Genomic DNA, 16827 nt, shown 5'->3' with positions numbered 1-16827 from the left:
ATGTGGTTTACCCGAATCAGTGTGAAGTATCCCGTTTTTACCATTATGATGATGCTGTGCTTAATGGTACTCGGGTTAGCCTCTTGGAAACGCATGATGGTTGAAGAGTTTCCTAATGTAGATTTCCCATTTGTAGTGGTCACTACGCAATATGCTGGTGCTTCACCTGAAGCAGTTGAGTCTGATATTACCAAAAAACTCGAAGACCAAATCAATACGATTTCGGGCATTAAACAAATTACTTCACGTTCAAGTGAAGGGTCTTCGATGGTGATTGCCGAATTTAATCTTGATACCTCTTCCGCCATTGCTGCCCAAGATGTCCGCGACAAAATTGCTCCAGTTATCGCTCAATTTCGTGATGAAATTGATTCGCCGATTGTGCAACGCTACGATCCTTCATCTAGCCCAATTATGTCGGTGGTATTTGAATCGAATACGATGAGTTTGGCTCAATTAAGTTCATATGTAGATAAAAAAATTGTACCTCAGCTTAAAACCGTTTCTGGTGTAGGTAATGTCAACTTACTAGGTGACGCTAAACGTCAAATTCGGATTAAAGTTCATCCTGAACAATTGCAAAGCTACGGTATTGGCATTGATCAGGTTATTAACACGCTAAAAAATGAAAACATAGAAGTTCCTGCGGGAACCTTACAGCAAAAAAATTCTGAACTCGTGGTACAGATTCAATCAAAAGTTATTCATCCTTTTGGCTTTGGTGATTTGGTCATTGCCAATAAAAATGGCTCCCCTATTTTTCTAAAACAAGTGGCAACTGTTGAAGATACTCAAGCCGAACTACAATCCAGTGCTTTTTATAATGGAAGAACAGCCGTCTCTATCGATATTTTGAAAAGTTCCGATGCCAATGTAATTCAAGTCGTCGATAAAACTTACCAAACTTTAGAGAAGCTAAAAGCTCAAATGCCTGCGGGATTAAATTATAAAGTCGTGGCAGACAGCTCCAAAGGGATTCGCGCTTCAATTAAAGATGTAGTTCGTACCATTCTTGAAGGGGCAGGCTTAGCAGTTTTAATTGTATTACTCTTTTTAGGTTCTTTCCGTTCTACCGTCATTACAGGTTTAACTTTACCCATTACCCTGCTTGGAACATTAACGTTTATTTGGGCTTTTGGTTTTAGTATTAACATGATGACGCTGTTAGCCCTGTCACTGAGTATCGGTCTGTTAATTGATGACGCAATTGTAGTTCGAGAAAACATTGTTAGGCATACAGAACTCGGCAAAGACCATGTCACCGCAGCTTTAGAAGGCACCAAAGAAATTGGATTAGCAGTACTCGCAACCACGCTTACCATTGTGGCGGTATTTTTACCTGTTGCTTTTATGGGCGGGTTAATTGGCCGTTTCTTCTACCAGTTTGGGGTAACTGTAAGTACAGCTGTTCTCATTTCTATGTTTATCAGTTTTACACTCGACCCAATGCTTTCAGCACATTGGAAAGACCCAGTAAAGAAAAAAGAAAGCCGACTACAACGTTTCTTTAATCATATTTCTAAATTATTAGATGGCCTTACCCATATTTATGAAAAGCTGTTGAAGCTTGCCCTACGCTTTCGTTTTATCACGGTCATTGTTGCGATTGCTTCACTCGTCGCTGCCTTAGGTTTATCTAAATTGATTGGAACTGAATTTGTACCCGTCCCAGATAAAGGCGAAATTCGTATTCAGTTCGAGACTCCTGTCGATGCTTCTTTAGAATATACCCAAGCCAAACTACATCAAGTCGACCAAATTATTAGGCAATTCCCCGATGTTGTTTCTACCTACGGGGTTGTAAATAGCACAATAGACGCTGGTAAAAACCATGCTGGTTTAGGGGTAACTTTAAAACCAAAACAAGAACGTAGTTCAGACTTAACAACACTCAACAATCAGTTCCGTGATCGTTTGCAAACAGTAGCAGGTATTCATGTTACCTCCGTTGCTGCTGCTCAAGATTCAGTTTCTGGTGGTCAAAAGCCAATCATGATTTCGATTAAAGGGACTGATCTGAATGAACTTCAAAAAATTTCAAATCGATTTATGACTGAAATGGGCAAAATTAAAGGTGTAGTCGATTTAGAAAGCTCATTAAAAGAACCAAAACCCACTTTAGGGGTTCATATTAACCGGGTGCTGGCAAGTGACTTAGGCTTGTCTGTTTCTCAAGTTGCCAATGCAATTCGTCCATTAATCGCGGGCGACAATGTTACAACATGGGAAGATCGTGACGGCGAAACCTATGACGTTAATATTCGATTAAATGAAAACAAACGCATGCTTCCTCAGGACGTGCAAAACCTATATCTCAACTCAAATAAAACTGGTGCAAATGGACAACCAATATTAGTTCCATTGAGTGCAGTAGCAACAACTGAGGAAAAACTCGGTGCATCACAAATTAACCGACGTGATCTTGAACGCGAAGTACTCATTCAAGCCAATACGTCGGGACGCCCAAGTGGGGATATCGGCAAAGACATTGATAAAATGCAAAAAGCATTTAAGTTGCCTGCTGGTTATACCTTCAATACTCAAGGTGCCAATGCCGACATGGCTGAGTCTGCAGGGTATGCATTAACTGCTATTACGCTTTCCATTGTGTTTATTTATATTGTGTTGGGTTCTCAGTTTAATAGTTTTATTCACCCAGCTGCGATTATGGCATCTTTACCCTTGTCACTGATTGGGGTATTTCTTGCCCTCTTCTTGTTTAGAAGTACCCTAAATCTATTTTCAATTATTGGCATCATTATGCTCATGGGGCTGGTAACCAAAAACGCGATTTTACTTATCGACTTTATTAAAAAGTCCATGGAACATGGGGAAAGTCGTTATGATGCTATTTTACAAGCAGGTAAAACCCGTTTACGCCCAATCTTAATGACCACAAGTGCGATGGTCATGGGCATGGTTCCATTAGCTTTAGGTTTGGGTGAAGGCGGAGAACAAAGTGCGCCAATGGCCCATGCTGTTATTGGTGGCGTAATAACCTCTACCCTGTTGACTCTTGTAGTAGTACCCGTCATTTTCACTTATCTGGATGACTTGAAAAACTTTATGCTGCGTCAAACTCGACGATTCATGTCATAATGCAGCAACTATCGTATAATCTGCGTTTTTATAACGCTTAACTTTTTAGGACTTTTTCCATGCGCGCAAGCCGCTTTTTATTTGCAACGTTGAGAGAAACCCCAAACGATGCTGAAGTGATTTCACATCAGCTCATGTTACGTGCGGGGATGATTCGTAAATTGGCATCTGGTTTATATACATGGCTGCCGATGGGAACACGTGTGCTTAAAAAAGTTGATGCGATTGTTCGTGAAGAAATGAATCGTTCAGGTGCTATGGAAGTGTTCATGCCCGTGACTCAACCTGCAAGCTTGTGGGAAGAATCAGGTCGCTATGAACAATACGGCCCTGAGTTATTACGCTTCAAAGATCGTCACGACAACCCGTTTGTGCTTGGTCCTACACATGAAGAAGTAATTACCGATTTAGCACGTAACGAGCTAAAAAGTTATAAACAGCTTCCTGTAAATTTCTATCAAATTCAAACTAAATTCCGTGATGAAATTCGCCCACGTTTTGGTGTAATGCGTTCACGCGAGTTCATTATGAAAGATGCTTATTCTTTCCATGCAACTCAAGAATCATTACAAGAAACTTATGATGTAATGTACGACACTTATAGCCGTATTTTTACTCGCTTAGGTTTAGATTTCCGCCCAGTACAAGCGGATACTGGCTCGATTGGTGGTTCAGCTTCACATGAATTCCATGTATTGGCTTCAAGTGGTGAAGATGACATCGCATTTTCAACTGAATCTGATTATGCAGCAAACGTTGAAATGGCTGAGGCTGTTTTAGTAGGTGAACGCGCAGCACCTGCACAAGAATTTAAGTTGGTTGAAACACCAAACCAAAAAACAATTGATGATGTTTGCCAATTCTTAAATGCTGATCCTAAACAATCAGTAAAAGCGTTATTGGTTCAAGGTATTGCAGACGAAAAAGGTAATGTACCTGTCGTTGCCCTATTCTTACGTGGCGATCACGAACTCAATGAAATTAAAGCTGAGAAACATCCTTTAGTTGCCGCTCCTCTTACGTTTGCAACTGAAGAGCAACTTCAAGCATTTGGTTTAACGGCTGGCTTTACAGGTCCACAAGGTTTAGTTGAAAAAGGTATCACTGTAATTGTTGACCGTGCTGCTTCTGTTCTTTCTGACTTTGTTGCTGGTGCAAATGAAGCTGACAAACACGCTGTCGGCGTAAACTGGGAACGTGATGCCCAAATTACTGAAGTCTTTGATTTGCGTAATGTGGTTGAAGGCGACCCATCTCCAGATGGTAAAGGTTCACTACAAATTAAACGCGGTATTGAAGTTGGTCATATTTTCCAGCTTGGTACTAAGTACTCTGAAGCTTTAGGCTGTAAAGTTTTAGGTGAAGATGGCAAACCATTTACTGTAACAATGGGTTGTTATGGTATTGGTGTAACACGTGTAGTTGCAGCTGCAATTGAACAAAACTACGATGACAAAGGTATTATTTGGCCACAAGCGATTGCACCTTTTGAAATCGCAATTGTTCCAATGAATGCACACAAATCACCTCGTACGCTTGAAGCAGCTGAAGCACTTTATGCAGAACTTCAAGCTCAAGGTTTTGATGTATTACTTGATGATCGTAACGAACGTCCAGGCGTTAAATTCTCTGACCTTGAGTTAATGGGTATTCCACACCGTATCGTGATTGGTGAAAAAGGTCTTGATGCTGGTACGTTTGAATATAAAGGTCGCCGCGATGCTGAAGCGAGCAATTTAACTAAAGAAGAACTTTTAGCTAAATTAGCACGTTAATAAATATATAAATAAAAAAAGCAGCTTTTAGAAGCTGCTTTTTTTACATTTAATTTTTACGCCTCAACCGTCAAGTCTTTAATGGTTGCCGAAGATCCATTGGTTTTCACCGATTCAATTCCTTTATCACGTGATGCTTCACTGGCATAGAACTGACTCGTACCAATAATTTGATGATTTGCAGCTTTTAAATTGAAGTAAGGTTTCCCATTTTTTGCAGTTAAACGATCATATCGCCCATCGTCACCACTATTTTTTTGAACTGACTCAATACCATTGACTGCTGATGCTTTCGCTTTATATAGCTCACTATTTAAAATAATTTCGCCATTACCAGCCTTGAGTACAAAGCGATATTGTCCATCACTCGCTTGTGAAATCTCGTACCATCCTGCCATAAGAACCTCGTTTTTTTGTTGGTGTGGGTATGACTTTCGTTATTATTCTGGACGAAAGTTATTTGTTATTGATGACAATATAAATGAGCTGTGTAACTTTGGGTAGTCTACTTTTTATACATTATCGTAATAAAATTATAAGGATGTTGAAAGTTAAAAAAGGTAGAGGTCTCATAGGCACCTCTACCGAAATGTAATTAAAATTAACAAATTAAGCTTTTTTTACAAATTCAGATTTTAATTTCATCTGACCAATACCATCAATTTTGCAATCAATATTATGGCCATCACTTGCATCTGGAACTAAACGAATTGTTTTTACTTTTGTTCCCACTTTAACAACCGAAGATGAACCTTTAATTTTTAAGTCTTTAATCACAGTGACACTATCGCCATCTGCCAAGACATTACCATTTGCATCTTTAATCACTTCTTGCTCATCAGCAATTGAAGCTTCCCCTTCCTTCCACTCATGTGAGCATTCAGGGCAAATTAATAAGTCGCCGTCTTGATAGGTATATTCTGATTGGCATTTTGGGCAATTTGGTAAAGACATAAAAAAAATCTCAAAAAGTATATTATGCGAGATATGACTCATTTTTTAAAGTTTTAAATAAAAGACTTTTACCAAAAAAAAATTTATATATTCATTTCTTCTCTTTCTCTAATAAATAGTCTCTTAAAATAATCGCATGGTTATGCTCCACATCTTTTGCCGAATATAAAAGAGTGACTCTATGCTTAGACACAATGTCTTGTAACTCTTTAACTGCTGGGTTTGTTTCTAGTTCTTTTAAATAGCGCTGTTTGAACTCACTCCAATGCTCTAAGGACTCTGCATGAAACCACTTACGCAGTTCAGTTGAGGGGGCTATTTCTTTTAACCATAAATCTAAATGGGCATTTTCTTTACTTATCCCTCGACTCCATAGCCGATCAACTAATATTCGTTTTCCATCATTGGCACTTACATGTTCATAAATTCTTTTAATGTGTATTTCCATCTCTTTTTCTCACTAGACAGCCTCATTGTTTAGGCCTCATCAACACATTTAATATTTTGTTCTCTTTTAAGCGTAATTAAAAAAGAAAAAGTGAGTAGTTCTCTACTCACTTTTTTCTTTAGGATGCCCAAATTTAAAAAGGCGATTACTGATCTGGGATCTCGGCTTCTACTAACAGTGTTAATAACGACAAAGACTCCTGCCATCCTAAATAACACGCCTCTACAGGAATAACTTCCGGTATTCCTTCTTGGGTAATATGCACCTCTGTACCTACTAATACACTTTTTAATGTAATAGTCACCTGCATAGTGCCAGGTAAATTTGAATCATCAAATTGGTCGTTATAACGAATTAATTCATTTGGAATGAGTTCGACATAAGTTCCTCCAAATGAATGTGTTGATCCTGTCGAAAAGTTGGTAAAGCTCATTTTGTATGAGCCACCTACATTTGAATCAAAACTATGAATTTTCGCAGTAAAACCGTGGGGTGCCATCCACTTCACTAAAGCATCTGGGTCGAGAAAAGCACGATAAACCCGTTCAGCGGGTGCTTTAAATACACGATGTAATTTTACTGTACCTGTTGCCATTATATTCTCCTTGTTTTAAGTCCATTTAGGTTATAAAAATTGTGCTTAATAGCTTAAACCGTAGAATTTCTTTTAACGTATATTTTTGGTGTTTTTCCATTTATACCATCAGTTTCTGACAAAACTAAATTACGAAAACTAAGGCTGATTTTTTGATAAAAATGGAGCAAAATAGTCAGCAATCATAAAGAAACATATTGAATTTGAGATTAATTATGAGTCTGCTCGCTTTCTCCTCATATGCATTAAACGGTGTAGATGCACAGAAGTTTTTACAAGGCCAAGTGACTGTCGATACTGAGCGTTTAGCTGAAAATGAAACACGCTATACAGCCATTTGTGATCTTAAAGGTCGTATTCACTTTGGCCTATGGCTAAAAAAGATTAACGCTGAAAGTTTTGAGATTGTTGTTACTCAAGATCAAGCTGAAGAGTTCGCTAAGCATATTAAAAAATATGGTGCATTTTCAAAAATGACCTTAAGTGAACAAGGCACTGTGTTTCCAAAAGTTGTAAATGGACACACTGAGTTCAGTTCTACAGAAACTGATGTTTCCGAATGGCAAAAACAAGCCATCATGACGGGACAAGCATGGATTGCTCAAGCAACTGAACATGAGTTCCAACCACAAGAATTACGTTTACATCAACGTGAAGGCGTCAATTACGATAAAGGCTGTTATTTAGGTCAGGAAATTGTGGCGCGTCTTTGGTTTAAAGCAAAACCAAAACACTGGTTACATTTAATTCAAGGCACAGGTGAAGCACCGGCTCCAGCAACTCAATTAAATAATGATATTGAAGTGGTAAATAGTACACAAACCACTGACGGATATATTGCATTGGTTGTTGCGAAACCTGCTGCTCTAGCAGAACTTGGTCTTCAAGTTCTCGATTTGCCAGAAGCTTTAAGTGGTGATGTTGCTAGACCACAATAATTATATTTAGCAAATAAAAAGCCCGTGGATACCCCTACGGGCTTTTTTATAGATACAAAATTCTAATAAATTCATTTAATTAGGGCATCAATTTTTTAATTTTTCTATGCCATCATAATCGAGGTTGAAATCTAAGAGAAAAAATATGAAAACTAAACTTGCCACACTCATGTTAAGTTTGGCTTTTTTCGGTTCTGCTCATGCTGATGTAAAAACACTTGAACAAAATCTGAAGACAAATTATCCAGATTTACCTGTAAAGGGTGTTTATCAATCACCTGTGCAAGGTATTTATGAAGTGTATACAAGCGGTCGTATTGTTTATACCAATCAAGATGCTAAATACTTCTTTGTAGGCAATTTAGTTGATATCAAACAACAAAAAAATATGACAGAAGAACGAATTGCCGAATTGGGTAAAATTGATGTTAAAAGCCTACCACTAAATCAGGCGATTAAATATGTAAAAGGTAAAGGGGAACGTACTCTTTATATTTTCAGTGATCCTGATTGCCCTTACTGCCAACGTCTAGAACAAAACATGGTTGGGGTAGATAACGTAACGGTATATGTATTCTTATACCCACTGACCAGTTTGCACCCAAATGCTGAAAAAGTTTCAAACCAAATCTGGTGTTCAAAGAACCCGTCTGAAGCTTGGACCAATTATATGCTTAACCGCAAATTGCCGACTAATAGCAAAAGTTGCCCAAGCCCAATTCAAAAGAATATTGCTTTAGGTCAAAAATTAAATATCGATGGAACACCAACATTGTTCTTGCAAGATGGACAAAGAATCTCAGGTGTACCAAGTGATGCAAAACAAATTGAAGCATTACTTAAGTCAGTAAAATAAGTCTATATGCCACTCTCTTAGCCAGAGTGGCATATCATTTTTCTCCACAGTTTGCTTTATAGACATCGTTTTATATACAAATCGGCTGTTTACTTTCATCCACCACTATTTATGATGAGAAGTTGAGTTGATTCAATACATCGACGGAATGATGTAGCTACGAAGTAAAAGGTTAAAAAGAAATGAAAAAATTACTCATCGCCAGCCTAATCGCCATTTCAAGTTCGTCCATTTTTGCGGCAGACAGTACAGCATCTGCGGCAAAAAATGATGTCTTTAAACAGGCAGAACAACTGTATGCAGCAAAAAATTATCCCGCTGCCTTTCAAGAAATCCAGCGCCTTGCACAGACAGGAAATGCTCAAGCGATCTATAACTTAGGCTATATGACGCAAATGGGACAAGGTACGGCAAAAGATAACGCTAAAGCTCTGAAATATTATGAGGATGCCTCGAATAAGGGCTATGCTCAGGCCAGTTATAGACTTGCGCAAATTTATGAAACTGGTGAATTAGGCGTTGCAAAAGACAGTAATAAATTTAGCCAATATGTACAAAAAGCATCAGCTCAAGGCTCTGATGATGCAACGGTAAAAATTGCAACCATTTTATTTGCTCAGAAAAAGCCTCAATCTCATCAAATTGCTTTACAAAAGCTAGCGCCTTTGATTAGAAAAGGAAACTACCCTGCTATTCAGGTCAAAGCACTTTATGATATTAGCCAAGGGGTTGAAAATAAAAACCCTCTCATGAAACGCCAAGGCATTGAAGCATTACAAGCGATCGCCCAAAAAGGTTATGCGCCAGCATCTATGGCTTTAGCGACCATGATGGCAAATGGAAATATCATTCCTCAAAACTTGCCTCAAGCAAAACAGATTTTTACTGAACTTGCTAACCAAAATGTTCCTAACGCTAGAGAATCTTTAGCTTCAGTCGAAAAGATTATTGCTGAGAAGAATAAGCAAGCTGCAGCTACCCCTACACAGCCAGCATCTAAAAAATAGTAAAGAAACAATAGCCCCGCATGGGGCTTTTCTTTTACCACCACAAAGCGATAAGCCCACTTACGCCAATAAAACCAATAATGGTGCTTATCATCAAAGGTGTTAAAGCCCTTTCATTTAAACCGTATGCTTGCCCAAAAATACCAAAAGCAATTGGCATCGGCAGCGCCGCAATTAATGTTCCGGCATAAAGCATTTCTCGGCTCACATTTGGAGTCACTAAAAAAAGTGAAAATATTACAGTTGGCATGAAAACAACTTTAAACATGGCCAGCAATATACTTTGTAAATTTACTGCGGTAATACCAATCCCAACTAAACTTCCTCCAATGGCAAATAATGCTAATGGCGAGGCTGTCTTTCCTAACAATTCTAAGGCTTGAGCAAGTTTTGAAGGTATATGAATACCGAGTAAAATACAGCTCATGCCAACCAAAATTGCAATAATTACAGGGTTTTTAAGTAAGTTAATAAAAGTCTTTTTAAGAAGTGGTAAAAATTGCTGTTGTTGATGCAAACCAGCTTCAGCCAAAATGAGCATTAAAGCCACAATTAATAAGTTTTCAATAATTAAAGTTAAAGATATATAGATCGCAGCATGGCTACCCATGAGCATAGTCAAAATAGCCGTACCCATAAAGCCTGTATTCGACATAGAAGCCCCCATAGAAATGACGGCGCTATGGGTTAGGCTATTTTTAAAAAACTTTCGATAAATGATAAAAGCCAGAGTAAACAAGATTAAAGAGCCGCCACCATAAGCAATAAAATAAGCGGGGTGCCAAATCTCTTGTAAATTTTTATTGGCTAAAGACTGAATTAAAAATGCAGGAAGAGCAATTTTAATAACAAATGCGCTCAGGGCCTTAATCTGCTCAGGTGTTACCAATTTAATAAGGACACTACAGTACCCCATCAACAACAAAAGTAAAATTGGTAAAATTACCTGAAAAACCACAGAATGTTCCCTCACTCATCTCAAAATAAAAACGGGCAAATCTGAATTTGCCCGCTGATAAACTAAAAAGAATCAAAAAGCTGTTTTAAGCCATGTGGCTGACAACGCAAGTACTGAGGGGCAATTTTAACTTTTGCTCCCAGTGTAGCGGCTGCATGCCACGGCCAACGCGGGTCATATAACATAGCACGAGCAAGGCCTATTGCATCCGCTTGCTGATTTTCTAAAATTTGTTCAGCATGTTCTGGCTCGGTAATCAGTCCTACTGCAATCACAGGAATAGACACATGCTTCTTAACCTGTTCTGCAAATGGAACTTGGTAGCCCGCTCCAATGGTAATATTTTGATGTTCATGTAAACCACCGCTAGACACATGAATATAGGCCGCGCCTAGCTGCTCTAAAGCTTTTGATAAACCAACCGTAGATTCAATATCCCACTGTTCGTTACCATCCATCCAGTCAGTTGCAGATAGACGTACTCCTACTGGATAGCCTTCAGGAACCGCGAGTTTAATCGCCTGAAATACCTCTAACGTCATACGCATACGGTTTTCTAAAGAACCGCCATATTCATCCGTTCTTTGGTTGGCAATTGGCGATAAAAATTGATGCAACAAGTAACCATGTGCTGCATGTACTTCAATTAGCTCAAAGCCAGCTTCAACTGCACGTTTTGCCGCAGCGGCGAAGTCTTGTTGAACTTGTTTAATTTCATCGATTGTTAATGCATCTGGCGCAGCATCGTGAACTGAAAAAGTACTTGTACTTGGAGCAACTGTTTGCCAGCCATGTGGCTGATTTTTTGCAATTTGGCCTTTACCCAACCACGGCTTTTCAGTCGATGCTTTACGTCCAGCATGCGCTAACTGAATTCCAAATGGCATAGGAGAAAGTGTTTTAACTTTCCCTAATAAAGTTTTGATCTGGTCACGTTGCTGATCATTCCAAAGTCCAAGATCCGCATAACTAATTCGACCTTCCGCTTGTACAGCAGTAGCTTCCACAATACATAGACCAGCCCCAGACAAAGCATAATTTGCCCATTGCTGCTCATGCCAATAAGTAATTTCGCCTTCATCCGTTGCCGAATATTGGCACATTGGGGCAATTACAATTCTATTGACCAGTTGTAGCGAATCAAAATTAACCGTTTCAAATAATTTTGCCATTTTAAATTCCTAGAATTGTTTAATTACACGTAAACCTGCGCTCCAGTTACGCCCATCAGCGGGTTCAAAGTAACGGTCATTACCGTCATTCACAATCACTGAACCTGCATAATTTTTATCAAACAAGTTATCTACACGAGCAAAGCTTTTGACTTTCCAGTCGCCAAGATCCCATGCATAACCAATATTTGCTGAAGTTACACTGTAGCTCGGCGCTGCGTCACTGTTGGTATCATTCACGTATACTTTGTCCATATACTGTACATCTACACCACCATATATGCCGTGGCTCGGTTGCCAAGCTAAAGAGACAAAAGCCTGATTTTTAGCAATACCCGGAATCGCATTTCCTGATGGAATTTGAGCAATATTTCCCAAAGCTGGAATATCAGCATCAAAAGTTGCATCTAAATAGGCATAGCTTGCAGTTGCTGTTAAATCTCTCCACAACTTTTTGTTCCATGCGAACTCTACTCCTTCACGCAAAGTTTTATCTGCGTTACGGAAGGTTGAACGTCCGTTTGAGCTTCCTGCTGAAACAATGTCATTTTTGGTTTTAGTTTGAAAAACTGCCAAAGTAAAATCACCTAATTGGTTTTGTGATTTTAAGCCAGCCTCATAGGTATCACTGGTCGATGGTTTTAAGTCAAAATTAAAACCTGGCTTTGTCGTATCAGTTTGATATGCCATTTCAGTAAAGGTTGGTGTTTCAAAACCTTTGGCATAACTTACATATGCCATGAGCTCAGGTAGAATTTGCCAGCTTAAAGCAGCAGAAGGTAAAACTTTATCGTAATCGGTCTTACCACTATCATCGCCATTACTTAAATAGTTATCTTTAGATTTGTAATGCACATTGCTGTAGCGAATACCTGTGTCTAAACGCCATGTTGGTAAGAACTGCCATGAAGCTTGTAAATATGGATCAATATTCCACAAACTATTATCTTCATCACGACGTAATTTACCTTTAACACCGTAAGAAGGTTGGCCGTTTACCAAGTTAAAATTTTCATACCCTTTACGATCTTCATCCATCGCATCAAGTGCAACACCGAGGCTTACAGTGGTATTTGGAAGTAGTTCTTTACCTGTCCAACGGAAATCAGCACCATAATAATTACGTTCGAAATCAATCACGCCACCGACATGATTAATACTGGCATCTTGTGTCGATTTAGGTATAGATTGATACTGAGTGACTTGTCGATTACCTAAATATGCCATGGCATAGAGTTCATTTTTATCATTAATTGGCTTAGACCAAGTCACCCCTGTTTGGGTTTGCTCAATGTCTTTACGGACATTAAATTGCTTTAAAAAAGGCACTTGTTGCTTTGGGTTCGCTTTCCACTGGTCATGCGTTAAGCCTTGCGGATCGTCTGCATTAATTTTGACATAGTTAGTCACCCAGTTGATTTTACTACCATCATCAAGATTCCAACTGAGCTTTGCATTATTTAATACTTTTTCTGCACCACTATGTTCTCGGTAACCATCAGTATCGAAGTAGGATGAACTAATAACATAACTTGGTTCATTCGCACCCTTTGCTCCACCTTGTAGCACTAACCCAGCTCGGCTTTTATCATGACTCCCTCCCGAATAACTGAGCTCAATTGAGTCTTTTCCTTGACCTTCTTTAGTAGAAGTTAAAATTGTCCCACCCGATGAGTTTCCATAAAGTGAAGAAAAAGGTCCCGCTAGAACTTCGACATGGTCGAGACTACTTAAATCAATATTAGACGTTTGGCCTTGTCCATCTGGCATAGTAGCGGGAATACCATCCACATAAAGGCGAATGCCTCGGACACCAAAAGTAGAACGTGCACCAAAACCACGCATAGAGAGCTGTAAATCCTGCGCATAATTTTCACGATTACGTATCTGTAAACTCGGTATCCCCTTCACAACTTCAGTCAAATTCACTTGTGAATAACTATCAGCTTGAGGTGCATCTATTCGAAAAACCGAAGCAGGTGTTTGTAAGTAAGTAGTATCGGTACGCGATGCTTCCACATGTAAAGTAGGCAATTTGGCAACGTCTTGGGTTAAGTCTTCTGCCCAAACGAGTGGACTCGAAATGCAACCCATACTCATCAAAATACAGTAATGAAGTCGGTCTAAGCGTAATAAGGACATGCTTATTTCCTTTATTTATATTGTAGTTATCATAACAAAAAGCGGTGTCTTGTCTGGATATTGAATTCGATCTGCATTGTTGTAAATCTAGAACACTCTTCATCGATATCTAAAAATTGATTTCCAGATTAGAATTATCGACTCAAAGATGGGTGGTCTTTCCAGCAATATCGTTCAGGCCAGTCTTTTGCTTCTTCAGCGTAATCAATTCCAATACGTGGCGTTAAAACAACTTCTGGCTGTGTAATAGCCGCTTCAATCCATAGTCCAGATTCTTCACCCAAAGTCTGCCCCTTTAAGGTCCGGTCAATGCCTAAATAACGTGTCAATTTGCCTGGTCCAGCTAAAAGCTTATATTCTTTTTTTGTTGAAGCATTACTTAAAAATACAGACCGAATCATCACTCCTTCAGGCACACCTTCTGTTTGAGTAATAATATTAAGCATTTCATACATGCCATAAATTAAGTAGACGTAAATCGTACCACCATGGCTATACATTACATCTGTTCGAGCTGTACGTTTATCATTGTAACTATGACAAGCTTTATCTCGAACGCCCAAATAAGCTTCTGTTTCACTAATTGTGCAACGGATGACTTGACCATCAGGCTGTCGCTTACACAATACGCAGCCGATTAAATCATACGCTACTTCCGAAGTTTCTCGTTGAAACCAGCTTAATGGTAAAATATCTGACATAGTATTCTCTGAAATATTACATACCACACGTTATACTTGATTAATCCAGTATATCTGTTAATTCTGCGAGTTGGCATGCCTGAGTTACCCGAAGTCGAAACCACTAAAACCAGTCTATTCCCCTTATTGAATCAAAAAGTTCTAAGTGTTGAAGTACGTAATCCGGGCTTACGTTGGCCTATCCCCGATGATGTTCAAAAACTCGTTGGGCAACGTCTCATTGGGTTAAATCGACGTTCAAAATATATTTTGGCAGAGTTTGAACAAGATCAAATGCTCTGGCATTTAGGCATGTCAGGTAGCTTTCGCCTAACCGAGCCAAATGATGAACTAAGAAAACATGATCACCTGATTATTCAATTTGAAGATCAGCAATTACGTTACCATGACCCTCGTCGTTTCGGTTGCATCCTTTGGCTTAACCCGGAAACTCAAAGCAAACTCATAGATACTTTGGGACCAGAACCTTTAAGTACTGATTTTCATGCAGAATATTTAGCTTCTAAGCTCAAGAATAAATCTGTCGGCATAAAAATTGCACTTATGGATAATCATATAGTGGTTGGTGTAGGCAATATTTATGCAACTGAAAGCTTATTTAATGTTGGCATTCACCCAGCACAACCTGCTGGCGATTTAACCATGCAACAAATTGAGAAACTGGTTGTCGAGATTAAACGAATTTTAAAGTCGGCAATTGATCTAGGTGGCTCAACGTTACGTGACTACAGTAATGCTATGGGTGAAAATGGTTATTTCCAACAAACACTTCTTGCTTATGGCCGTGCTGGAGAAATGTGTGTTAACTGTGAAACCCCATTAGAAAATTTAAAACTTGGTCAGCGTGCCAGTGTATTTTGCCCACAGTGCCAACCACTTAAAAAGCTGACAAAGCCTTAATTTTTTGGAGGAAGACAACATGCAAACAGCAATTGTCCGACATATTTTAGTCAAAGATAAAGACTTAGCTGAACAGCTAAAAAAGAAGCTACAAAGTGGTGCAGACTTTGCCAAACTTGCCAAGCAATATTCCACTTGCAATTCAGCTAAACGTGGCGGTGAACTTGGCGAAGTCAAAAAAGGACAGTTGGTACCTGTTATCGACAAAGTCGTTTTTACAGCTGCTGAACGCGTGTTGCAAGGCCCTATTAAAAGCCAGTTTGGCTATCATCTTTTAGAAGTTAAATTCCGAATGGGCAGCTTACGCTGATTCCATTAATTTAATTATGGTTTTTCAGAAGATTGAGCCTGTGCATCCATTTGATATGTCCAGGCTTTAATATATTCACCCGACTCTAGTTTCACATCAGCGATGACACGCTGGTATTGAAAACCTTCAAAATCATCTAGCATCTGCCAGTTTTCAGCAAGTTTTTCTGTGCTAAACACATAACCTTCTATCCAATCGGCTTGCGAATCTAACTCAAGTGCTTTTAAGCCTTTATCAGGTCCCCAATCTAAAATATGAATTACGCCTCGTACACTGGCTTTTGTCCAGTGACCATCGATTTGTTCTAAAATATGAGCATTAGCTTGATTCGGACATAAAGTGCCATATACAAATAGCTGATTCATTAATTCTCACCCCTTTAACAATATGCCCAGTTAAAACGAATTGTAAGTTTATCAATATATAGGACCATACTTAAAATTAAAAAAAATAATTGATCAATAAAAAACGGCACTCTAGGTACCGTTTTTTATTTCAAATCTGATTAAGCTTGCTTTTTCAACTCATCACGAATTTCACGCAACAATTGCACATCTTCAGGAGTTGCAGCTGGAGCTTCTGGCTCATTCTTATCACGGCGAAGTCTGTTTAATAATTTCACCATTAAGAACACAACCCAAGCCAAAATAAGGAAGTTAATTAAAATGGTTAGGAAGTTACCGTAGGTCAATACGTTGATTCCTGCTTTTTGTAAGGCATCCAAAGATTGTAAATTATTAGGGTTTGCACCTAATACGATAAATTTTTGAGAGAAATCAACACCACCACCAGTAATTACAGTGATAAGCGGCATGATGATATCTTTTACTAAAGAGTCTACGATTTTGCCAAAAGCACCACCAATAATTACACCAATGGCTAAATCCATCATATTGCCTTTAATGGCAAATTCTTTAAATTCTTGAATAATACTCATCTAAACATCTCCAGATGTTGGGGGGGGGAGGAACA

General features: G+C 38.8%; 17 protein-coding genes. 7 read left to right on the top strand and 10 right to left on the bottom strand.

The genetic code is table 11. From position 1 onward, the window contains the following. Entirely contained in the window at nt 1-3099 is a 3099-nt protein-coding gene (locus ACH8JV_RS07480; RefSeq protein ID WP_396520495.1) for an efflux RND transporter permease subunit, read from the top strand. 59 nt (nt 3100-3158) lie between these two features. After that, entirely contained in the window at nt 3159-4874 is a 1716-nt protein-coding gene (locus tag ACH8JV_RS07475) for a proline--tRNA ligase (protein WP_396520493.1), read from the top strand. 56 nt (nt 4875-4930) lie between these two features. Here the strand turns inward: ACH8JV_RS07475 and ACH8JV_RS07470 are convergent, their stop codons facing one another. The 4 genes from ACH8JV_RS07470 to ACH8JV_RS07455 all read right to left on the bottom strand — a co-directional run bounded on the left by ACH8JV_RS07470 (nt 4931) and on the right by ACH8JV_RS07455 (nt 6874). Further along, a complete protein-coding gene (locus tag ACH8JV_RS07470) occupies nt 4931-5272 on the bottom strand; it encodes a YegP family protein (protein ID WP_068936816.1) in 342 nt (113 codons plus the stop codon). Nucleotides 5273-5483: 211 nt separating this feature from the next. Beyond that, a complete protein-coding gene (locus ACH8JV_RS07465; RefSeq protein ID WP_019457546.1) occupies nt 5484-5828 on the bottom strand; it encodes a zinc ribbon domain-containing protein YjdM in 345 nt (114 codons plus the stop codon). A gap of 91 nt (nt 5829-5919) precedes the next feature. Further along, nucleotides 5920-6276: a DUF488 family protein gene (locus tag ACH8JV_RS07460; RefSeq protein ID WP_263614523.1), complete on the bottom strand. Its 357-nt coding sequence runs from the start codon at nt 6274-6276 to the stop codon at nt 5920-5922. A gap of 145 nt (nt 6277-6421) precedes the next feature. After that, a complete protein-coding gene (locus ACH8JV_RS07455; RefSeq protein WP_233930533.1) occupies nt 6422-6874 on the bottom strand; it encodes an SRPBCC family protein in 453 nt (150 codons plus the stop codon). 212 nt (nt 6875-7086) lie between these two features. Between ACH8JV_RS07455 and ACH8JV_RS07450 the strand changes: the two genes are divergently transcribed. The 3 genes from ACH8JV_RS07450 (at nt 7087) to ACH8JV_RS07440 (ending at nt 9672) form a co-directional block, all read left to right on the top strand. Next, nucleotides 7087-7809, top strand: a complete 723-nt coding sequence (locus ACH8JV_RS07450) for a folate-binding protein YgfZ (RefSeq protein ID WP_304393743.1) — start codon at nt 7087-7089, stop codon at nt 7807-7809. A gap of 145 nt (nt 7810-7954) precedes the next feature. Further along, complete coding sequence (locus ACH8JV_RS07445) at nt 7955-8665, top strand: DsbC family protein (RefSeq protein WP_396520491.1); 711 nt, start codon at nt 7955-7957, stop codon at nt 8663-8665. 182 nt (nt 8666-8847) lie between these two features. After that, on the top strand, nt 8848-9672 hold the full coding sequence (locus ACH8JV_RS07440; RefSeq protein ID WP_396520489.1) for a tetratricopeptide repeat protein: 825 nt from the start codon (nt 8848-8850) through the stop codon (nt 9670-9672). A 34-nt stretch (nt 9673-9706) separates the two neighbouring features. Here ACH8JV_RS07440 and ACH8JV_RS07435 read toward each other — a convergent pair whose 3' ends face one another. From ACH8JV_RS07435 to ACH8JV_RS07420, 4 genes are all read right to left on the bottom strand, one after another. Next, nucleotides 9707-10630 carry an AEC family transporter gene (locus ACH8JV_RS07435; RefSeq protein ID WP_396520487.1) on the bottom strand — a complete coding sequence of 308 codons (924 nt, stop codon included), beginning with the start codon at nt 10628-10630 and terminating at the stop codon, nt 9707-9709. 62 nt (nt 10631-10692) lie between these two features. Beyond that, nucleotides 10693-11802, bottom strand: coding sequence for an NADH:flavin oxidoreductase/NADH oxidase (locus ACH8JV_RS07430; protein WP_396520485.1), 1110 nt, complete (start codon nt 11800-11802; stop codon nt 10693-10695). Nucleotides 11803-11811: 9 nt separating this feature from the next. Then, nucleotides 11812-13944 carry a TonB-dependent receptor family protein gene (locus tag ACH8JV_RS07425; protein ID WP_396520483.1) on the bottom strand — a complete coding sequence of 711 codons (2133 nt, stop codon included), beginning with the start codon at nt 13942-13944 and terminating at the stop codon, nt 11812-11814. Between the two features lie 134 nt (nt 13945-14078). Further along, nucleotides 14079-14645: a DNA-3-methyladenine glycosylase gene (locus ACH8JV_RS07420; protein ID WP_396520481.1), complete on the bottom strand. Its 567-nt coding sequence runs from the start codon at nt 14643-14645 to the stop codon at nt 14079-14081. Nucleotides 14646-14720: 75 nt separating this feature from the next. Between ACH8JV_RS07420 and mutM the strand changes: the two genes are divergently transcribed. Together mutM and ACH8JV_RS07410 are read left to right on the top strand one after the other, a co-directional pair. After that, entirely contained in the window at nt 14721-15545 is an 825-nt protein-coding gene (gene mutM, locus ACH8JV_RS07415) for a bifunctional DNA-formamidopyrimidine glycosylase/DNA-(apurinic or apyrimidinic site) lyase (protein WP_396520479.1), read from the top strand. 19 nt (nt 15546-15564) lie between these two features. After that, complete coding sequence (locus tag ACH8JV_RS07410) at nt 15565-15855, top strand: peptidylprolyl isomerase (RefSeq protein ID WP_002051379.1); 291 nt, start codon at nt 15565-15567, stop codon at nt 15853-15855. 14 nt (nt 15856-15869) lie between these two features. Here ACH8JV_RS07410 and ACH8JV_RS07405 read toward each other — a convergent pair whose 3' ends face one another. Both ACH8JV_RS07405 and mscL read right to left on the bottom strand, forming a co-directional pair. Further along, nucleotides 15870-16220: a gamma-glutamylcyclotransferase family protein gene (locus ACH8JV_RS07405; protein WP_304393751.1), complete on the bottom strand. Its 351-nt coding sequence runs from the start codon at nt 16218-16220 to the stop codon at nt 15870-15872. A 140-nt stretch (nt 16221-16360) separates the two neighbouring features. Then, a complete protein-coding gene (mscL, locus tag ACH8JV_RS07400; RefSeq protein WP_032055316.1) occupies nt 16361-16792 on the bottom strand; it encodes a large conductance mechanosensitive channel protein MscL in 432 nt (143 codons plus the stop codon). Nucleotides 16793-16827 lie beyond the last annotated feature (35 nt).

The sequence above is a fragment of the Acinetobacter sp. ABJ_C5_2 genome (assembly GCF_044538485.1).
Classification (GTDB): domain Bacteria; phylum Pseudomonadota; class Gammaproteobacteria; order Pseudomonadales; family Moraxellaceae; genus Acinetobacter; species Acinetobacter nosocomialis_A.
Note: the sequence above shows the minus strand (reverse complement) of the source record. Positions and strands in the feature narration are given on the sequence as shown.

Coding starts and splice junctions, on each gene's coding strand:
- ACH8JV_RS07425 (WP_396520483.1), bottom strand. CDS start 13,944: ATGTCCTTATTACGCTTAGACCGACTTCATTACTGTATTTTGATGAGT.
- ACH8JV_RS07430 (WP_396520485.1), bottom strand. CDS start 11,802: ATGGCAAAATTATTTGAAACGGTTAATTTTGATTCGCTACAACTGGTC.
- mutM (WP_396520479.1), top strand. CDS start 14,721: ATGCCTGAGTTACCCGAAGTCGAAACCACTAAAACCAGTCTATTCCCC.
- ACH8JV_RS07480 (WP_396520495.1), top strand. CDS start 1: ATGTGGTTTACCCGAATCAGTGTGAAGTATCCCGTTTTTACCATTATG.
- ACH8JV_RS07465 (WP_019457546.1), bottom strand. CDS start 5,828: ATGTCTTTACCAAATTGCCCAAAATGCCAATCAGAATATACCTATCAA.
- ACH8JV_RS07460 (WP_263614523.1), bottom strand. CDS start 6,276: ATGGAAATACACATTAAAAGAATTTATGAACATGTAAGTGCCAATGAT.
- ACH8JV_RS07470 (WP_068936816.1), bottom strand. CDS start 5,272: ATGGCAGGATGGTACGAGATTTCACAAGCGAGTGATGGACAATATCGC.
- ACH8JV_RS07410 (WP_002051379.1), top strand. CDS start 15,565: ATGCAAACAGCAATTGTCCGACATATTTTAGTCAAAGATAAAGACTTA.
- mscL (WP_032055316.1), bottom strand. CDS start 16,792: ATGAGTATTATTCAAGAATTTAAAGAATTTGCCATTAAAGGCAATATG.
- ACH8JV_RS07475 (WP_396520493.1), top strand. CDS start 3,159: ATGCGCGCAAGCCGCTTTTTATTTGCAACGTTGAGAGAAACCCCAAAC.
- ACH8JV_RS07440 (WP_396520489.1), top strand. CDS start 8,848: ATGAAAAAATTACTCATCGCCAGCCTAATCGCCATTTCAAGTTCGTCC.
- ACH8JV_RS07420 (WP_396520481.1), bottom strand. CDS start 14,645: ATGTCAGATATTTTACCATTAAGCTGGTTTCAACGAGAAACTTCGGAA.
- ACH8JV_RS07445 (WP_396520491.1), top strand. CDS start 7,955: ATGAAAACTAAACTTGCCACACTCATGTTAAGTTTGGCTTTTTTCGGT.
- ACH8JV_RS07450 (WP_304393743.1), top strand. CDS start 7,087: ATGAGTCTGCTCGCTTTCTCCTCATATGCATTAAACGGTGTAGATGCA.
- ACH8JV_RS07405 (WP_304393751.1), bottom strand. CDS start 16,220: ATGAATCAGCTATTTGTATATGGCACTTTATGTCCGAATCAAGCTAAT.